This is a genomic window from Zhihengliuella sp. ISTPL4, from assembly GCF_002848265.1.
Taxonomy (GTDB): Bacteria; Actinomycetota; Actinomycetes; order Actinomycetales; family Microbacteriaceae; genus Microbacterium.
This window is the reverse complement of sequence record NZ_CP025422.1, coordinates 2,358,679-2,374,428: the sequence shown is the minus strand read 5'-3', so window position 1 is coordinate 2,374,428 and position 15,750 is coordinate 2,358,679. Positions and strand designations below refer to the sequence as shown.

19 protein-coding genes are annotated in these 15,750 nt (G+C 71.9%); 9 read left to right on the top strand and 10 right to left on the bottom strand.

Annotated elements, in window-relative coordinates; translation table 11 throughout:
* Window positions 1-13 precede the first annotated feature (13 nt).
* Window positions 14-766, bottom strand: a complete 753-nt coding sequence (locus tag CYL12_RS11350; RefSeq protein ID WP_101847699.1) for an SDR family NAD(P)-dependent oxidoreductase — start codon at window positions 764-766, stop codon at window positions 14-16.
* A 237-nt stretch (window positions 767-1,003) separates the two neighbouring features.
* Here CYL12_RS11350 and CYL12_RS11345 point away from each other — a divergent pair, with 237 nt between their 5' ends.
* From CYL12_RS11345 to CYL12_RS11330, 4 genes are all read left to right on the top strand, one after another.
* The gene (locus CYL12_RS11345) at window positions 1,004-1,894 is read left to right on the top strand and encodes a GrpB family protein (RefSeq protein WP_158297168.1); all 891 of its coding nucleotides are present in this window, start codon (window positions 1,004-1,006) and stop codon (window positions 1,892-1,894) included.
* A gap of 53 nt (window positions 1,895-1,947) precedes the next feature.
* On the top strand, window positions 1,948-2,352 hold the full coding sequence (locus tag CYL12_RS11340; protein ID WP_101847697.1) for an ArsR/SmtB family transcription factor: 405 nt from the start codon (window positions 1,948-1,950) through the stop codon (window positions 2,350-2,352).
* Between the two features lies 1 nt (window position 2,353).
* Window positions 2,354-3,331: an SRPBCC family protein gene (locus CYL12_RS11335; protein ID WP_101847696.1), complete on the top strand. Its 978-nt coding sequence runs from the start codon at window positions 2,354-2,356 to the stop codon at window positions 3,329-3,331.
* 95 nt (window positions 3,332-3,426) lie between these two features.
* The gene (locus CYL12_RS11330; protein WP_101847695.1) at window positions 3,427-4,779 is read left to right on the top strand and encodes a flavin monoamine oxidase family protein; all 1,353 of its coding nucleotides are present in this window, start codon (window positions 3,427-3,429) and stop codon (window positions 4,777-4,779) included.
* Here CYL12_RS11330 and CYL12_RS11325 read toward each other — a convergent pair.
* The 6 genes from CYL12_RS11325 to CYL12_RS11300 form a co-directional block, all read right to left on the bottom strand.
* Complete coding sequence (locus CYL12_RS11325; RefSeq protein ID WP_233486716.1) at window positions 4,770-5,468, bottom strand: Pr6Pr family membrane protein; 699 nt, start codon at window positions 5,466-5,468, stop codon at window positions 4,770-4,772. The genes CYL12_RS11330 and CYL12_RS11325 overlap by 10 nt on opposite strands.
* A gap of 139 nt (window positions 5,469-5,607) precedes the next feature.
* A complete protein-coding gene (locus tag CYL12_RS11320; RefSeq protein WP_101847694.1) occupies window positions 5,608-5,994 on the bottom strand; it encodes a DoxX family protein in 387 nt (128 codons plus the stop codon).
* A gap of 28 nt (window positions 5,995-6,022) precedes the next feature.
* The gene (locus CYL12_RS11315; protein ID WP_101847693.1) at window positions 6,023-6,787 is read right to left on the bottom strand and encodes a ribonuclease H family protein; all 765 of its coding nucleotides are present in this window, start codon (window positions 6,785-6,787) and stop codon (window positions 6,023-6,025) included.
* 53 nt (window positions 6,788-6,840) lie between these two features.
* Window positions 6,841-7,062 (bottom strand): hypothetical protein, encoded by a 222-nt coding sequence (locus tag CYL12_RS11310; RefSeq protein ID WP_101847692.1) that lies wholly within the window; start codon window positions 7,060-7,062, stop codon window positions 6,841-6,843.
* A gap of 21 nt (window positions 7,063-7,083) precedes the next feature.
* Window positions 7,084-7,395, bottom strand: coding sequence for a protealysin inhibitor emfourin (locus CYL12_RS11305; protein ID WP_101847691.1), 312 nt, complete (start codon window positions 7,393-7,395; stop codon window positions 7,084-7,086).
* Entirely contained in the window at window positions 7,370-8,440 is a 1,071-nt protein-coding gene (locus CYL12_RS11300; protein ID WP_101847690.1) for a M4 family metallopeptidase, read from the bottom strand. Before CYL12_RS11300 ends, CYL12_RS11305 begins: the two co-directional genes overlap by 26 nt.
* Window positions 8,441-8,508: 68 nt before the next feature.
* On the opposite strand from CYL12_RS11300, the gene CYL12_RS11295 reads away from it, so the two are divergent.
* Window positions 8,509-10,026, top strand: a complete 1,518-nt coding sequence (locus CYL12_RS11295; protein ID WP_071327866.1) for an SDR family oxidoreductase — start codon at window positions 8,509-8,511, stop codon at window positions 10,024-10,026.
* Between the two features lie 72 nt (window positions 10,027-10,098).
* On the opposite strand, the gene CYL12_RS11290 is transcribed toward CYL12_RS11295, so the two are convergent.
* A complete protein-coding gene (locus CYL12_RS11290) occupies window positions 10,099-10,425 on the bottom strand; it encodes a winged helix-turn-helix transcriptional regulator (protein WP_101847689.1) in 327 nt (108 codons plus the stop codon).
* Window positions 10,426-10,502: 77 nt separating this feature from the next.
* Here CYL12_RS11290 and CYL12_RS11285 point away from each other — a divergent pair, with 77 nt between their 5' ends.
* Complete coding sequence (locus CYL12_RS11285) at window positions 10,503-11,159, top strand: FMN-dependent NADH-azoreductase (RefSeq protein ID WP_101847688.1); 657 nt, start codon at window positions 10,503-10,505, stop codon at window positions 11,157-11,159.
* Window positions 11,160-11,166: 7 nt separating this feature from the next.
* Here CYL12_RS11285 and CYL12_RS11280 read toward each other — a convergent pair whose 3' ends face one another.
* Window positions 11,167-12,237: a sensor histidine kinase gene (locus tag CYL12_RS11280; RefSeq protein ID WP_101847687.1), complete on the bottom strand. Its 1,071-nt coding sequence runs from the start codon at window positions 12,235-12,237 to the stop codon at window positions 11,167-11,169.
* A gap of 10 nt (window positions 12,238-12,247) precedes the next feature.
* Window positions 12,248-12,919 carry a response regulator transcription factor gene (locus tag CYL12_RS11275; protein WP_101847686.1) on the bottom strand — a complete coding sequence of 224 codons (672 nt, stop codon included), beginning with the start codon at window positions 12,917-12,919 and terminating at the stop codon, window positions 12,248-12,250.
* Between the two features lie 87 nt (window positions 12,920-13,006).
* On the opposite strand from CYL12_RS11275, the gene CYL12_RS11270 reads away from it, so the two are divergent.
* The 3 genes from CYL12_RS11270 to CYL12_RS11260 are packed head-to-tail and all read left to right on the top strand — an operon-like array spanning window position 13,007 to window position 15,734.
* Window positions 13,007-13,672 (top strand): M15 family metallopeptidase, encoded by a 666-nt coding sequence (locus CYL12_RS11270; RefSeq protein ID WP_101847685.1) that lies wholly within the window; start codon window positions 13,007-13,009, stop codon window positions 13,670-13,672.
* On the top strand, window positions 13,669-14,790 hold the full coding sequence (alr, locus tag CYL12_RS11265; RefSeq protein WP_101847684.1) for an alanine racemase: 1,122 nt from the start codon (window positions 13,669-13,671) through the stop codon (window positions 14,788-14,790). Before CYL12_RS11270 ends, alr begins: the two co-directional genes overlap by 4 nt.
* Complete coding sequence (locus CYL12_RS11260; protein ID WP_101847683.1) at window positions 14,787-15,734, top strand: D-alanine--D-alanine ligase family protein; 948 nt, start codon at window positions 14,787-14,789, stop codon at window positions 15,732-15,734. Before alr ends, CYL12_RS11260 begins: the two co-directional genes overlap by 4 nt.
* The last annotated feature ends 16 nt before the right edge of the window (window positions 15,735-15,750 follow it).

Here is a 15,750-nt window from a genome sequence, read left to right as displayed (position 1 = left end):
TGCCGTTTCTTCGTCAGAGGGCGGTGTAGCCGCCGTCGACCAGGTGGTAGCTGCCGGTGATGAAGCTCGCGGCGTCGCTGGCGAGGAACACCACGAGGTTCGCGACCTCCTCGGCCTGGCCGAGACGCCCGATCGGGTGCTTCGACACGAGGAAGTCCTTCGCTTCGTCGCCCATGTTCGCCAGGAGCGGGGTGTCGATGAAGCCGGGGCCGACCGAGTTCACGCGGACGCCCTGCGCCGAGTACTCGAGGGCGGCGGTCTTCGTCATGCCGACGACGCCGTGCTTGGCGGTGACGTAGGCGGGGGAGCCGGCGAAGCCGACGCTGCCGAGGATCGAGGCGATGTTCACGACCGAGCCGCCGCCGTTGGCGAGGATCGACGGGATCTGCGCCTTCATGTTGCGGAACACGGCGTTGAGGTTGATGGCGATCACCTTGTCCCACGCGTCTTCCTCGTAGTCCGCGGTGGGCGCCGTCGCGCCGCCGATGCCCGCGTTGTTGACGCCGATGCGTAGCGGGGCGAGCGAGTTGGCGAGCTCGACCGACGAGGCGATCCAGGCCGGGTCCGTCGCGTCGCCGACCGACGCCTCCGCGGTGCCCCCGGCGGCGCGGATCTCCTCGACGACCGCGTTCGCGTTCTCCGCGTTCAGATCGTTCACGACCACGGCCGCGCCGTTCTGCGCCAGCAGCAGGGCGACCGAGCGGCCGATGCCGCTGCCCGCTCCTGTCACGATCGCCGAGCGGTTCGAGACGTCGTACTGAGCCACTTTCGGGCTCCTTCCCGGGCGGGCGCGGTGCCGGGAGATCTTCTCGGACGGTCCGTCCTTCCCTCCAGCCTACGCCCGGAGGACCGCTGTGGATTCATGTGAATGGAAATGCTCGACCGCCTGGCTACGCTGTGGGAACCGTCTGCCGCGGGAGTACCGATTCCGGCGGGACGAATCCGGAGGAGGCGACCAGTGGATCCGCTCGCAACTGAGCCTGAAGTCTCCTCGGAGGCTTACGTGTTCTCGCCCCTCGCCCTGGTCGTTGTCGGAGACGATGACGGCGTGGTCGTGCGCCGCCTGCGTGCCGCGCGGCCGGATGCGGTCGTGACGGGACTCGGGTCCGGCGATGCGGCCACCGTGGCGCACGCCGCCGCGACGGCTCATCTCGTGCTCGGCATCGGCGATGTGTCTGGCCCCGCCTGGTGCGACGCGCTTCTCGCGGACGGCGACGAGGAGGGTCTGTCCCGCTTTCTCGCGAGAGCGTCGGACCTCGACGCGCGTCGGAGAGGGCGACGGCTCCCTCCGGATACGCCGCCGATCCTCGAGCCGTGGTCGCCACACTGGGCGGCGCATGCCGCTCGCCTCGGCGCCCGCGTCGCCACGGCGTTCGACGGCATCCCGGTGCGCGTCGATCACATCGGCTCGACGGCCGTGCCCGGGCTGCGCGCCAAGCCGATCATCGACCTTCAGGTGGGGGTGCGCGACCTCGCGGACGCGGATGCCGCGGAGCAGCGCCTCGGGGACGCCGGCTTCGTGAACGTGCAGCGCATCGTGCCGGACGCGCCGGGCGTCTCCCGGGACAACGCCCGGACGGGCGGCGACCCGGACGAGTGGTCGAAACGCCTGTTCGCGAGCGTGGACGCCAGGGCGCGGGCGATCGTGCATGTGCGACGCGTCGGGGCGTCGAACGCGCGGTACGCCCTCCTGTTCCGGGACTGGCTGCGGGCGGACCCGGAGGCGCGCGACGAGTATGCGGCGCTCAAGACCGCTCTGGCCTCCGCCCACCGGGACGACCGCGACTTCGACGACTACGCGCGGGCGAAGGACCACTGGTTCGACCGGGCGCAGGGGGAGATGGAGGCCTGGGCGCGAGCGACCGGGTGGGTGCCGGGCGGCCGTGGGGCGTGAATGCCGCGAAAAGATCTTGACACGCTTCCGGCGCGGGTCTAACGTACAACCAAATGGTTGCACAAACGGAGTTGAGCGAAGCGGAGGTCGACCGTGTCTTCCACGCACTGGCGACGTCAACCCGGCGGGACATCCTGCGCCGGACGATCGAGCGGGAGCAGTCCGTCTCGACCCTCGCCTCCGAGTATGAGATGTCGTTCGCCGCGGTCCAGAAGCACGTGGCCGTGCTCGAGGCGGCGAACCTCATCGTCAAGCGCGCCGAGGGACGCGAGCGGCTCGTCCGCGCGAACCCCGAGATGATCGCCCGCGCCAGGGCGCTCCTCGCCCGATACGAAGAGCTGTGGCGGTCGCGCATCGCCCGGCTCGACGATCTCCTGGCCGAGCCCTCCCCCTCCGCGGGGAAGCCGGCCCCCACCGACCCCACCAGCAGTCAACGCAACGAATCGCAAGGAGACTGACATGCCTGTCACGGACATCATCACGGATGCCGAGAACCTCACCATGACCGTCGTGGCCGACCTCGCCGCGCCCGTCGAGCGCGTCTGGGCCGCCTACACCGACCCGCAGCAGCTCGAGCGGTTCTGGGGTCCTCCCGGCTGGCCGGCCACCTTCACCCGGTGGGACCACACGGTCGGCGGCCGAGCCGTCTACACGATGAACGGTCCCCGCGGGGAGAAGGCGTCCGGCACGTGGGAGTTCCTGGAGATCGACGCGCCGCGCAGCTTCACGGTGCTCGACTCCTTCGCCGACGAGGACGGCACGCCGGACGCCAACCTCCCCTCCATGCGCATGACCTTCACGTTCGAGCCGACGGCCGAGGGCACGCGCATGGTCAACACGAGCCACTTCACCTCGGCCGAGGCGCTCGAGCAGGTCGTCGCGATGGGCGCCGTGGAGGGCACCCGGATGGCCATGGCCCAGCTCGACGCGGTGCTGCAGGACCTCCGCGACTACGCGCAGGGCAAGGGCACGCGGGTGGAGCTGCTGGACGACACGCACGTGCGCATCACGCGGCTCGTCGAGGGTCCGCGCGAGCTGGTGTGGCGGGCCCACTTCGAGCCCGACCTCATCCGGCAGTGGATGCTCGGCCCGGACGGGTGGGAGATGACCGAGTGCGTGTCGGCGACCGAGGTCGGCCAGTCGTACCGGAACTCCTGGGCGCCCGTGGGCGACACGGAGGGCGAGCCGTTCGGATTCGAGGGCGAGGCGCTGCTGATCGACGCCCCGAAGCGTGCCGTCACCACCGAGCGGATGCAGGGAATGCCGACCGAGACGCTCAACGACCTCAACCTCTACGAGGAGGATGGCGCGACCCTCGTCACGGTGCTCATCGAGTACCCGGACAAGGAGACGCGGGACATGATCCTCGCCACCGGCATGGCCGACGGCATGGAGGCCTCGTTCGCGCGGCTGGAGCGGGAGCTGCTGTCCGTCTGACACGCAGGCACTCGCGCCGGAGCAGGCGGTTCTCGTGGAGAGCCGCCTGTTCCGGCGCTTCTGCCTGCGCGAAAGCGGGATAAAGTGGCGGCACGATGAGGATCACGCGCCGTACCCTGCTCCTCGGCGCCGGAGCCGGTGCCGTCTCCGTGCTTCTCGCCTCCTGCACACCGGAGCCGGAACCGACGCCGACCCCCACCCGCACGCGCGAACCGGAACCGCCGCCCGGTGTCCCCGCTCCGAGCGGCAGTATCCGCAGCACCTGGACCACCGACCCCTTCGCCCGGGGCGCTGCGAGCTTCACGCCCGTGGGGGTGCTCGCCGCGACCCGCACGGCCCTCGCGCAGCCCGTCGACGACCGGCTCTTCTTCGCGGGCGAGGCGACCGACGACGAGGCGCCGGGTACCGTCCGGGGAGCCCTGCGCTCGGGCCGCCGTGCCGCACGGGAGCTCACGGTCGCCGCCGAGGACGGCGAGCGGGTGGCCGTGATCGGCGCCGGGATCGCCGGGGCGACCGCCGCCGCGCAGCTCGCGGACGACGGCTTGCAGGTGACGGTGTTCGAAGCGCGCGACCGCGTCGGCGGCCGCATCCTCTCCCGCATGGACGACGACTGGCCGATTCCGGTGCAGCTCGGCGCGTGGCTGTTCGGTGAGGCCGACGCGGATCTCCTCGAGACGATCGACGAGGGCGACGGGGACCTCGTCGACCTCGAGGGTTCGCGGTGGCGCTCCGCCGAGGGCGACGTCGACCCCGTGGATCCGCAGCCGGTGGAGGCCGCGGTGACCGCGGCGCAGTCCGCCCCGCAGGACTCCTCGGTAGCGGACGCCCTGGTGGCGGCCGGCATCGACCCGGAGGATCCGGCGACCGCCGCGCTCCTCGCGCTCCTCGCGGCACGCACGGGCGCGGACGCCGCTGACCTGTCGAGCTGGTTCGCCCCGCCGCTCCCCGACGCGGCGCAGCAGGGAGTCGGCGACGATCTGACCCCGTTCATCGAGAGCGCCCTGGACGGCGTGAAGGTGGGGCTCAGCTCGCCGGTCACCCGCCTCGCGTGGGACGACACCGGGGTGAGTGTGCGCCTCGGCACCGGGGAGGCACTCTCCTTCGACCGGGTGCTGCTGACCGTGCCCCTCGGCGTGCTGCAGGAGCAGGGCATCGAGTTCGATCCGCCGCTGCCGTTCGACAACCGCGGCGCCGTGTCCGCGCTCGGCATGGGCGCCATCGAGACGGTGTGGCTGCGATGGGACGAGCCGTTCTGGGACGGCGACGAGGCGATCTGGCACGCGGTCGGCGACGACATCGCGATCCCCACGTGGATCAACCTCCGCCCGTCGACCGGCGAGAACGTGCTCGTCGGGATCGTGGGCGGCGCGGCGGCGCGGGACTTCGCGGAGCTCGGAGACGCGGAGGCCGTCGAGGCGGCGCTCGCGTCCCTGGCGCTCTACGCCTGAACCGTCTCGCGCGCGGCCTCGGCCGGGGCGCGGTCCTCGGGCGGTGGTTCCGTACGAGCGCGGTCCCACGGGTCCGGTAGGCGGCTGATGAGCACGAGCGCGGTCGCGACGACGGCGAACACGGCCAGCGCGATCGCGCAGGAGAGCGTGAACTCGACGGGACCGCTCACCTGACGCGGGTCGAGGAAGTAGTACGGGTACCAGCCGATCAGCGGTCCGCGGATGAGCGTCGCGACGCCCCACAGCACCGGGTAGGCCAGGGTCACCGGGATCACCCGCCACGGCACCGCCCGATGCCCAGGGGCCAGGGCCCAGGCCGCGACGGTCACCGCGGGCAGCCAGAAGTGCAGCACCTGATCCGACCACGGGACGTCGATGCGGATCCCGCGGACTCCGGCCTGCCAGACGAGGATCGCGAACACGAGTCCCGCCGTGATCGTCCAGGTGAGCACGAGGGCGAGCGCCACCGTGAGCCACCGCGGGTCGCGGGCTCTCCGCAGCGCAAGGATCCCGGCGATGGTGAGGAGGACGACGAAGGCGATGTTCGACTGATTGGTCAGGTACGCGAAGAAGTTCTGGCTCGCGATGGTGTTCGACCCGAGTCCCCACGCGAGGCGGTGGATGAGCGCGATGAGGCAGACAGCGGCGGCGGAGAGTCGGAGCAGGCCGAAGACGGTGCGCCTGCTCACCGTCGCCTCGTCCTTTCCGCCATCCGCCGAGTCTACGGAGCGGACCCGGGGTGGCGCCGCATCAGGCTCCCGCGCGGGTTCAGGCGCGGGCGGACGTGGGGGCCTGTTCTCGCGGGAATGCCTGTTCTCGCGGGGTCGGTCAGCGGCGCGGGGCGCGCGTCGACCACAGGGCCAGCGCGATGAGGGCCGGCTGGAAGAACAGACGCACGAAGCGCTTCATATCGGTGTCGAGGCCGAAGCCGTCGCGATGATGCATCCACTGGGCCACGTTGCCGGGGAACACCGCGGCGAAGAAGAGAGCGGCGACGGTGCCGACCGAGCGACGGCGGCGACGCGCGAGAAGGAGAGCGGAGCCGAGTGCGACCTCGGCGACGCCGGACGCAAGCACCGTGGTGTCCGGATCGAGCGGCAGCGATTCCGGAACCTGCGCCTGGAACTCCTCCCTGGCGAACGTGAGGTGGGAGACGCCGGCGAACACGAGCGAGGCGCCGAGGAAGATCCGGCCGATGGTGCGGGGAGTCGACATGCTGCGAGTGTACGCCTCGCCGTCCCCGTCAGATCAGGCGGCGGAGTGCTTCTTCCAGGGTGATGCCCTGCGCCTCGGCGCGGTCCCGGAGGCGGGCGTGCTCGTCGGGGGACAGCGGCACCTGCAGCACGATGGGGTCGTCCTGGGCGATGTCGAGTCCGTCGAGGAGGTCCGAGGTCTCGGCCCACAGCGGCTGAGCGAAGTCCGCCTCCGCGACGGGCGCCGAGCTGCGGGACGGGGCTGCCGTCGAGGAGGATGCCGGGGCTTCCGCAGGGACAGCGGCAGCGGCGACCGGGGCGGAGGCGGCGACGGCGGCCCCCGCATCTGTCGCGCGGGTGAACCCGGGGCCTCGACGCGGCTCCTGCTTCTGCTGATAGGCCTTGGCGGCCGCGTTCGCGCGCTCGTCGGCGGCCTCGTTCAGGGGGTGACCGGCGTGGCCCTTGACCCAGGAGAACTCGACGTCGCGACCGCGCATGGCCTCGTCGATCCCCTCGAGGAGGTCGCGGTTCAGCACGGGCCCGCCGTCGGACTTCCGCCAGCCGCGACGCTTCCAGCGGGGCATCCACTTCGTCACGGAGTCGATCACGTAGCGGCTGTCGCACTCGATCAGCAGCTTCTCGTCGGTGCCGGCCGTCGCCTGGAGGAGTTCGAGGACGGCGCGGAGCTCGCCCTGGTTGTTCGTGCCGTGCGGGGAGCCGCCGGCCGCCCAGTTCGCGTCGTCGATGTACCAGGCCCAGCCGTTCGGGCCGGGGTTGCCCAGGGCGGAGCCGTCTGCGGCGGCGGTGATGGTCATCCGTCCACCGTATCGCTGGCCGCGGACGCACTTTCGCGCCGCGGTCGCACGGATCAGTCCTCGGGGTCGGCGTTCTCGGTGCTCGCGGCCTCGGGCGCGGGCGGGGCGACCGGGAACACGATCGAGCTCACCGAGGACGGGGTGTCGAGGCCGAGGGTCAGCGGGTCGAGCGCCGGCGCGGCGTCAAGCGTGTCGGCTGCCGAGCTCTCGAGAGGTTCAGAGGGAAGACCCCACTGCTTCTCTTCTTCCTCGGGTCGCTGCTGGAAGAGTCCCATGCGTCCATTGTCACCCCCGAGCTACCTCTCGCGCGCGGCCTCCCGCACGGCATCGACGAGGGCGCGCCACGGACCGTCCACAGCGGAGTCGGGCAGCTCCCGCTCCCGCCGCTCGGACGGGGTGCGGGCGCGGATGCTCCAGACGAACCGGTCGGCCCCCGGCTCCGTGTCGACGTCGTCGTCCCAGGGGCAGCTGTCGATGAGGCCGATCCACTGCTCGGTGTCTGGCGGCTGGGCCTCCACGCGCCACTGACGACGGATGCCGGCGAGCCCTCCCGAGCGAACGACGGCGATGACGACGGGGGCGTCAGGCGGAGTCGGGTCCTCGGTCATTCTCATAGACTCCCACGGTCGTCCAGGCGCGTCGAGCGGCGGCGACCGCCTCCTGGCCGACGGACGCTGCGGCGGCGACCGTGGCGTCGGCGAACTCCGTGAAGGTCGCGGTGCTCGACAGCCCGCCCGTGAGCGCGCGGTACCAGACCGTGCCCGCGCGCTCCCAGGCGTTGCCGCCGAGGTCGAGGGCGAAGAGGGCGAAGGCGCGGTTCGGGATGCCGGAGTTGATGTGCACGCCCCCGTTGTCCTCCGTCGTGCGCACGAACCCGCTCATGTGGTCGGGCTGCGGGTCTTTCCCGAGTTCGTCGTCGTCGTAGGCCGTGCCCGGCGCGATCATGGAGCGCAGAGCCGACCCTTCCACCGCATCCGTGAAGATCTCCGCCCCGATGAGCCAGCTCGCCTGGTCGGCGGACTGCCCCAGGGCGTACTGCTCGGTGAGGGCGCCGAACACGTCGGCCACGGACTCATTCAGTGCGCCCGGCTGGCCCTGGTACTCCAGGTTCGCCGTGTGCTGTACGACACCGTGGGCGAGCTCATGCCCGATCACGGTGAGCGAGCCCGTGAAGTGCTGGAACACCTCGCCGTCGCCGTCGCCGAACACCATGCGCTCGCCGTCCCAGAAGGCGTTGTCGTAGTCGATGCCGTAGTGGACGGTCGCGTCGAGGGGAGCGCCGGCGTCGTCGAGCGAGTTGCGGCCGAACGCCGAAAGCAGCATCTCGAACGTCGCGCCCAGGCCGTCGAAAGCCTCGTTGACGGCGGCGTCGGCGACGGGCTCGTCGTCTTCCGTGCGGACCACGGCCCCCGGGAGCTGCTGCGTGTTGCCGGCGTCGCTGATCGTGCGGTTCGGCGCATCGGAGACCTGCGCGACGAGGTCGCCGTTCTCGTCGATGGAGAGATCGATGCGGGCGCGGAACGGCGGGCGGCCGGCGGTGAGTGTCTGTCGGGCGGCGGCCGCAGCCTTCGGGAAACGACCCGACTCCGCCAGGCGCGCGAGCAGGTAGGAGGGGACGACGCCGGGGTGCGGGAAGGATTCTGCGCTGCTCATGCGTCGACCCTACGCCGGGGATCGGACACGGCAGGAGACCCCCAGGACTGTCGCGTAAAATCGGCCTAATGACCGACGCGCCCGACGCCACTCCCGACCTGGGCCCCGGCATCGACCCCGACGACCTCGCCACGACGCTGCGCGTCCTCGCCGAGCTGCACACGATCGACAACGAGCATCCCGACTTCGTGGCCGTGCGCCACGCGACCGCGGCGATGTTCAAGGCGGTCAAGCGCGTACGCCGCAAGGAGATCCGGGATGCGATCGCCGAGGCGGACAAGGCCGTCGTCGCCCGCACCGCGACGGGCGCTCCCGACCGCATCGATGACGAGACCCGCGGCAACGATCTCGCGACGAGCGTGGTGGACGCCCCCATCGCCGGCGAGCTCCTCAAGCCCCGCAACTGCTACATCTGCAAGCAGCCGTACACGCTCGTCGACGCGTTCTACCACCAGCTCTGCCCGGACTGCGCGCGCTTCAGCCACGGCAAGCGCACCGCCCGCACGGACCTCACCGGCAAGCGCGCCCTGCTCACCGGCGGCCGCGCGAAGATCGGCATGCACATCGCGCTGCGACTCCTCCGCGACGGCGCGCACACCACGATCACCACGCGATTCCCGCGTGACGCCGTGCGCCGGTTCTCGGCCCTGCCGGACGCGGGCGACTGGCTGCACCGGCTGCGCGTCGTCGGCATCGACCTCCGCGACCCCGCCCAGGTGATCGGGCTCGCCGACTCCGTCGCCGCGCAGGGGCCCCTCGACATCCTCATCAACAACGCCGCGCAGACCGTCCGGCGCTCTCCGGGGGCGTACTCGCTGCTCGCCGACGCAGAACTCCAGCCGCTGCCGGACGGTCCGCTGCCGGAGATGGAGACCTTCGGGCACACCGTCGACCCGCACCCGCAGGCGCTGCAGGCGTCCGTCGACGCGCACCCGCTGCTGTCGGTGGCCGCGCTCGGCGGCACGGTCGCGGAGCAGGGGGGACAGGCGCTCACCGCCGAAGACCTCGCACGGCTCGCGATGGCCCCCGGCTCCTCCTCGCTGGAGAAGCACGCGGACGGCACGGCGATCGACGCGGGCGGCCTCGTGCCGGACGTGAACCGCGTCAACAGCTGGGTGCAGTCCGTGGATCAGGTCGATCCGCTGGAGATGCTCGAGGTGCAGCTCGCCAACACGACCGCTCCGTTCCTGCTCATCAGCCGGCTGCGGGCGTCGATGGCCGCGTCGTCGTCGCGCCGGAAGTACGTGGTGAACGTCTCCGCGATGGAGGGGCAGTTCTCCCGGCGCTACAAGGGACCGGGCCACCCGCACACGAACATGGCGAAGGCCGCGCTCAACATGCTGACCCGCACGAGCGCGGGGGAGATGCTGGAGAAGGACGGCATCCTCATGACGGCCGTCGATACGGGCTGGATCACCGACGAGCGTCCGCACTACACGAAGGTCCGGCTCGCGGAGGAGGGCTTCCACGCCCCGCTCGACCTCGTCGACGGCGCCGCCCGTGTCTACGACCCCATCGTGCGCGGCGAGGCCGGCGAGGACATCCACGGCGTCTTCCTCAAGGACTACGAGCCCAGCCCCTGGTGACGGCTGTTCGAATCGCCTGAATGGTCCGGTTCGGCGCCAGAATGGGGCCAATCGCGCGATTTGAAAGCCGGGTCAGGCGAGGTTCGCCGACGCCCACTGACCGAGCTGATTCAGGATCGGGAGCAGTCCGTCGCCACTCGGGGTGAGGGCATACGAGACGGTCACCGGCGGGCCGGGGTCCACCGTGCGGGCGACCAATCCGGCGTCGGCGAGCTCGGCGAGGCGGTCGGAGAGCATGGTGTCGCTGATGCCGCCGACCGCGCGGCGCAGAGCGGCGAACGTCGACGGGCCGGAGCCGAGCGTCGCCAGGATCATGCCGTTCCACCGCTTGCCGAGCACGCTGAACGCCAGGGTGACGGCGGCGTCGCACCCCTGATGCTCCTCGTCGACCTCGGCCATGCCCTCATCCTACTCGTGCTACGTTAACCGACGTCGCTAAGAAAAACAGAGCGGCTAGGAAAACGAGAGGTGGAGTCATGTCCCTGTTCCGTCTGGATGCCAGCATCCTTCCCGCGTCGTCCGCCAGCCGTGAGCTCGCCGACCTCGTCGAGGCCGAGTGGACCGCGTCGCACCCCGACTCGACCGTGACGCGCCGCGACCTCGCGAGCGACCCCGTTCCCGCGACGGCCTGGGCGGACGCGGTGACCGGAGGATTCGTCGACGAGGGCCAGCGCACGCCCGCCCAGAACGAGGCCCGAGCGCTCGCGACCCGGTACGCCGACGAGCTGATCGGTGCGGACGCGTTGCTGTTCGCCGTCCCGCTCTACAACTACGGCGTCTCGCAGCACTTCAAGACCTGGTTCGACCTGGCCTACACCGACCAGCGGATCGACCCGACCGGCACCGCGCTCAACGGCAAGCCGGCGACTCTCGTGACCGTCCTCGGCGGCAACTACTCGCCCGGCTCACCCAAGGAGGGCTGGGACCACTCGACCGGCTGGCTGCGCCGCGTTCTCGAGGATGTCTGGGGTCTGGACCTGCGCGTCGTGCAGCGCCCGTTCACGCTCGTCGGTGTCAATCCCGCTCTCGACGCGTTCACCGATACCGCGCGCGAGCTGAAGCAGAGCGCCGAGGCCGACGCGCGCACCTACGGTCGGGAGCTCGCGGCGACGCGCGATCCCCGCGTGGCCTGACAGCGGGTCAGCCGGGGTAGGGGTGCGGGAACCACACCGTCACGATGAGGCCTCCGCCGGTGCGCGGTGTCAGCACGAGGGTGCCGCCGTGGGTCTGCGTGATGCGCTGGACGATCGCGAGGCCGAGACCCACCCCGGCGTGCTCCGCCCCGCGGGTGCGCTCGGTGCCGCGCTGAAAGGGCTCGACGAGCGTGGCGACCTGGGAGGCGTGCAGCTCCGCACCCGTGTTCTCCACGACGAGGGCCACCGCATCCGGGAGCGAATGCGTGCGCACCGCGACGGAGCCACCGTCGGCACGGTTGTGGACGATCGCGTTGGCGACGAGGTTCGTGACGAGCTGCGGCAGCAGGGCGGAGGAGCCGAGCACGGTCGCCGGGACGCCGGAGACCTCGACGGCGACCCCGCGGCGGTCGGCGAGAGGGAGGAGGGCCTCGACGGACTCCTCGGCCAGGAGCGACAGGTCGACGAGCGTCCGCGGGAAGGTGCGCTGATCCGCCCTGCTCAGCAGCAGCAGCGCCTCGGTGAGATCGATCGCGCGCGTGTTGACCTCGCGGAGCCGGTCGATGAGGGCCTCGACGTCGCGGTCGGGGTCGGTGCGCGCCACGTCGAGGAGGGTCTGCGAGATCGCCAGCGGGGTCCGCAGCTCGTGCGAGGCATTCGCGGCGAAGCGCTGCTGCTCGGCGACGTGCGCCTCGAGCTGCTCGAGCATCGTGTCGAAGACGTCGGCGAGGTCGCGGAACTCGTCGCTCGGGCCCTCCATACGGATCCGGTGCGACAGCGAGCCCTGCGCCGCCAGCCGGGCCGCGTCGCCGATGCGGTCGAGCGGGGCCAGCATCCGGCCGGCGAGCAGCCACCCGCCGCCGAGGCCGATCGCGAGCAGGGCGACCATCACCATCGCGGCGACCGGCACGAAGGCCCGGATCAGATCCGAGCGGTTGGGGACGAAGAACTCGACGACGGGGATCTGCACATCCGGGACGTAGCGGAGCAGGTAGAGCGCCACGGCCCCGAGGAGCAGGAGGCCGGAGACGACGACGATGCCCGCGTAGCTCAGCGTCAGCTTGAGGCGGACGCTCATCCCCCGCCGCCTACGCATCCGCGTCGGCCCCGATCCGGTAGCCGACGCCGGGCACCGTGAGGATCAACCCCGGCTCGCCGAGGCGCTTGCGCAGCGAGGAGACCGTGATGCGGACGGCGTTCGTGAACGGGTCGGCGTTCTCATCCCACGCCCGTTCCAGCAGCTCCTCGGCGCTCACCACCCCGCCCTCGGCGTCGACGAGCACCTCCAGCACGGCGAACTGTTTGCGTGTGAGGGCGACATACCGGCCGTCCCGGTAGACCTCGCGGCGGAACGGGTCGAGGCGAAGACCGGCGATCTCCAGCACCGGCGGTCGCGCGCGCTGTCGGCGGCGATCCAGGGCGCGCAGCCGCAGCACGAGCTCCCGCAGCTCGAACGGCTTGGTGAGGTAGTCGTCGGCGCCGAGCTCGAACCCGGAGGCCTTGTCGTCGAGGCGGTCGGCGGCCGTGAGCATGAGGATGGGGATGCCGCTCCCCGAGGCGACGATCCACCGTGCGATGTCGTCGCCGGAGGGGCCGGGCACATCGCGGTCGAGGACGGCGATGTCGTAGGCGTTGATGCTCAGCAGCTCCAGCGCGGTGTCGCCGTCGCCGGCGATGTCGGCCGCGATCGCCTCGAGCCGCAGTCCGTCGCGGACCGCCTCGGCGAGGTAGGGCTCGTCCTCGACGATCAGCACACGCATGGCAGCGATCCTACGCAGTGCGGCATATCGGCGGTGTATGGAAAACGCCATACGCCCTGGCAACCGCGTGCTCCCTTCACTGGAAGCATGAACGACCTCCACACCCCCCGAGCCGTCCGCGCACGGCGCCGTCGGCGGATCGCCACCACGGCCTCCGTGCTGGCGCTCGCCGTGGTCGGCGCCGTCGCCGTGCAGCAGTCGCTGACGGCCGCGTTCGCCGAGACCGCCCCGCACGTCGCCGGCCCCGCCCCTTCCGCCTATCCGCACCCGCCGACCGGATCCGGGCTCGCCCCGAGCGAGGCGGACGGCGTGATCCGGGACGGCGATCAGCCCACGGTGTTCGACGTGGACAGGGTCGCCGTCGGCCACCTCGACCCCGCCCTGCTCGACGCGCTCCAGCGCGCCGCCGCCGATGCGGAGGCCGACGGGGTCACCTTCCTCGTGAACAGCGGGTGGCGTTCGGCGGCACTGCAGGAGCAGCTGCTCCGTGACGCGATCGACGACTACGGCTCGGAGGAGGAGGCGCGTCGCTGGGTGGCGACCGCCGAGACCTCGGCACACGTCTCCGGCGACGCGGTCGACCTCGGTCCGCTCCCGACCCTCGACTGGCTCACCCAGCGCGGATGGCGCTACGGGCTCTGCCAGACCTACGGCAACGAGTCCTGGCACTACGAGCTGCGCCCGGAGGCCGTCGAGGACGGCTGCCCGGCACAGTACGCCGACCCCACCGAAGACCCGAGGATGCAGCGATGACCGCCGTGCTCGCGGAGGGCATGACCCTCTCGCGCCTGCACGCGCCGACGCTGTGCACTCTTCCCGGCGCCGTGGCCGAGAATCTCCGCTGCGTGCGGGCCGCTGCCCCCGTGCCCACCATGGCCGTGGTCAAGGCCGACGGCTACGGCCACGGCATGGTGACGGTCGCGAGCGCCGCCGTGGCCGCGGGGGCCGAGTGGCTCGGGGTCACGGACGTCGCCGAGGGCGTCACCCTGCGCGAGGCCGGACTGCGGGTGCCGATCCTCGCCTGGCTGCACCCCGCAGGTATCGATGCGCCGCGCGCGGCCGCGGCCGGTATCGACGTGGCCGTGGGCTCCGTCGAGGAGTTGCGGCAGCTCGCGGCCGATGCCGCGGCTCCCGTGCGGGTGCACCTGCACCTCGACACCGGGATGGCGCGGGAAGGGTGTCCCGTGGAGGACTGGGACGCGCTGCTGCGGGCGGCGCGGGCGGCGCGCGGCCGGATCGAGGTCGTCGGGGTCATGGGGCACCTCCCTCGCGCGGATGCCGCGGATCCGCGGGCGAACGCGGCCGCAGTGCTCCGGATGCGCCAGGGGAGGGATGCGGTTCTGCGCGCCGGGTTCGGACCGCTGCTCGTGCATCTCGCGGCGACGTCGGGGGCGCTCACGGATCCGGCGACGCACTTCGACATGGTGCGGGTCGGCGCCGCCCTGGTGGGGATCGACCCGTCCGAGACGGTGTCGCTCGTCGGGGCCTCCCGGTGGACCGCGCCCGTGGTGCACAGTGCCGCCGTGCCGGCCGGGACCGTCGTGGGCTACGGGGGGACGCATACGACGGCGACGGCCACGCACCTGAGCGTCGTGGGCGTCGGATACGCCGACGGCATCCCGCGGGAGCTCGGGCCGGGTGCGGGAGTGGAGATCGGAGGGGCGCGGCATCCGATCGTCGGCCGGGTCTCGATGGATCAGATCGTCGTCGACACCGGGGGAAGGGCGTTCCCACGGGGAGCGGTCGCGACGGTGTTCGGGCCGGACGGGGGCGCGGTGCCGTCGGTGCAGGACTGGGCGCGGTGGGCGGGCACCATCCCGCACACCATCGTCACGGGCATCGGCCCGCGAGTGAAGAGGAGCGTGGCATGACGAAGGTCCTGGTCATCGGAGGGGGACAGAATCCCGAGCATGAGGTGTCGCTCGCCTCGGCGGCGGCGGTCGCTGCAGCGCTGCGGCTGGGCGGACACACCGTCACGACCGTGACGATCGACCGCGACGGCGTGTGGCGGGCCGACGGCATCCCACCGGGCGCCAGTCCGGCGGCGTCGTTGCAGCACGCGCTTCCGCTGCTCGCGGCGAGCGACGTCGTGTTCCCGGCCGTGCACGGCGCGCTCGGGGAGGACGGCGCCCTCGCCGCGCTGTGCGCACTCGCCGGGGTGCCGGTCGTCGGCTCGGCGCTGGGCGCCGGCGCGATCGGCATGGACAAATGGGCCACGAAGCTCGTGGCTCAGGCCGTGGGGCTGCGGACCGCGCGCGGACGGCTGGTCGCCGCCGAGGACATCGGCGACGTGGAGTTCGAGGGTGCCGTCGTGGTCAAGCCGGTCACGGCCGGCTCGAGCCACGGCGTGAGCCTGGTGACGGAGGAGGGCGACCTGCTCACGGCACTACGGGGGGCAGCGCGTTTCGACCGGCGGATCCTGGTCGAGGAGGTCGTGCAGGCACGGGAGATCGACGTCGCCGTGCTGCGGGAGAAGGGCGGGGTGCGGTGGGCCGCCCCGCCCCTCGAGATCCACGCCCCCGGGCTCTTCGACACCGCGACGAAGTACGACGGCACGGCCCGCTTCACGGTTCCCGCGCAGCTCGATGCGGCCGCCACATCGGCGCTCAAGCGCGCCGCGATCGCGATGTTCGACGCCCTGGGGTGCGACGGCGTCGCCCGGATGGACTTCTTCCTCACGGACGAGGGTCCGGTGCTCAACGAGGTGAACACGATGCCGGGGCTGACCGCCGCCTCCCAGGTGCCGCGGATGTTCGCGGCGGTCGGGGTGGACTACGTCGACCTCGTGGACCGGCTCGTCCGAGCGGCCGTGTGAGAGGGGGTCGACACGG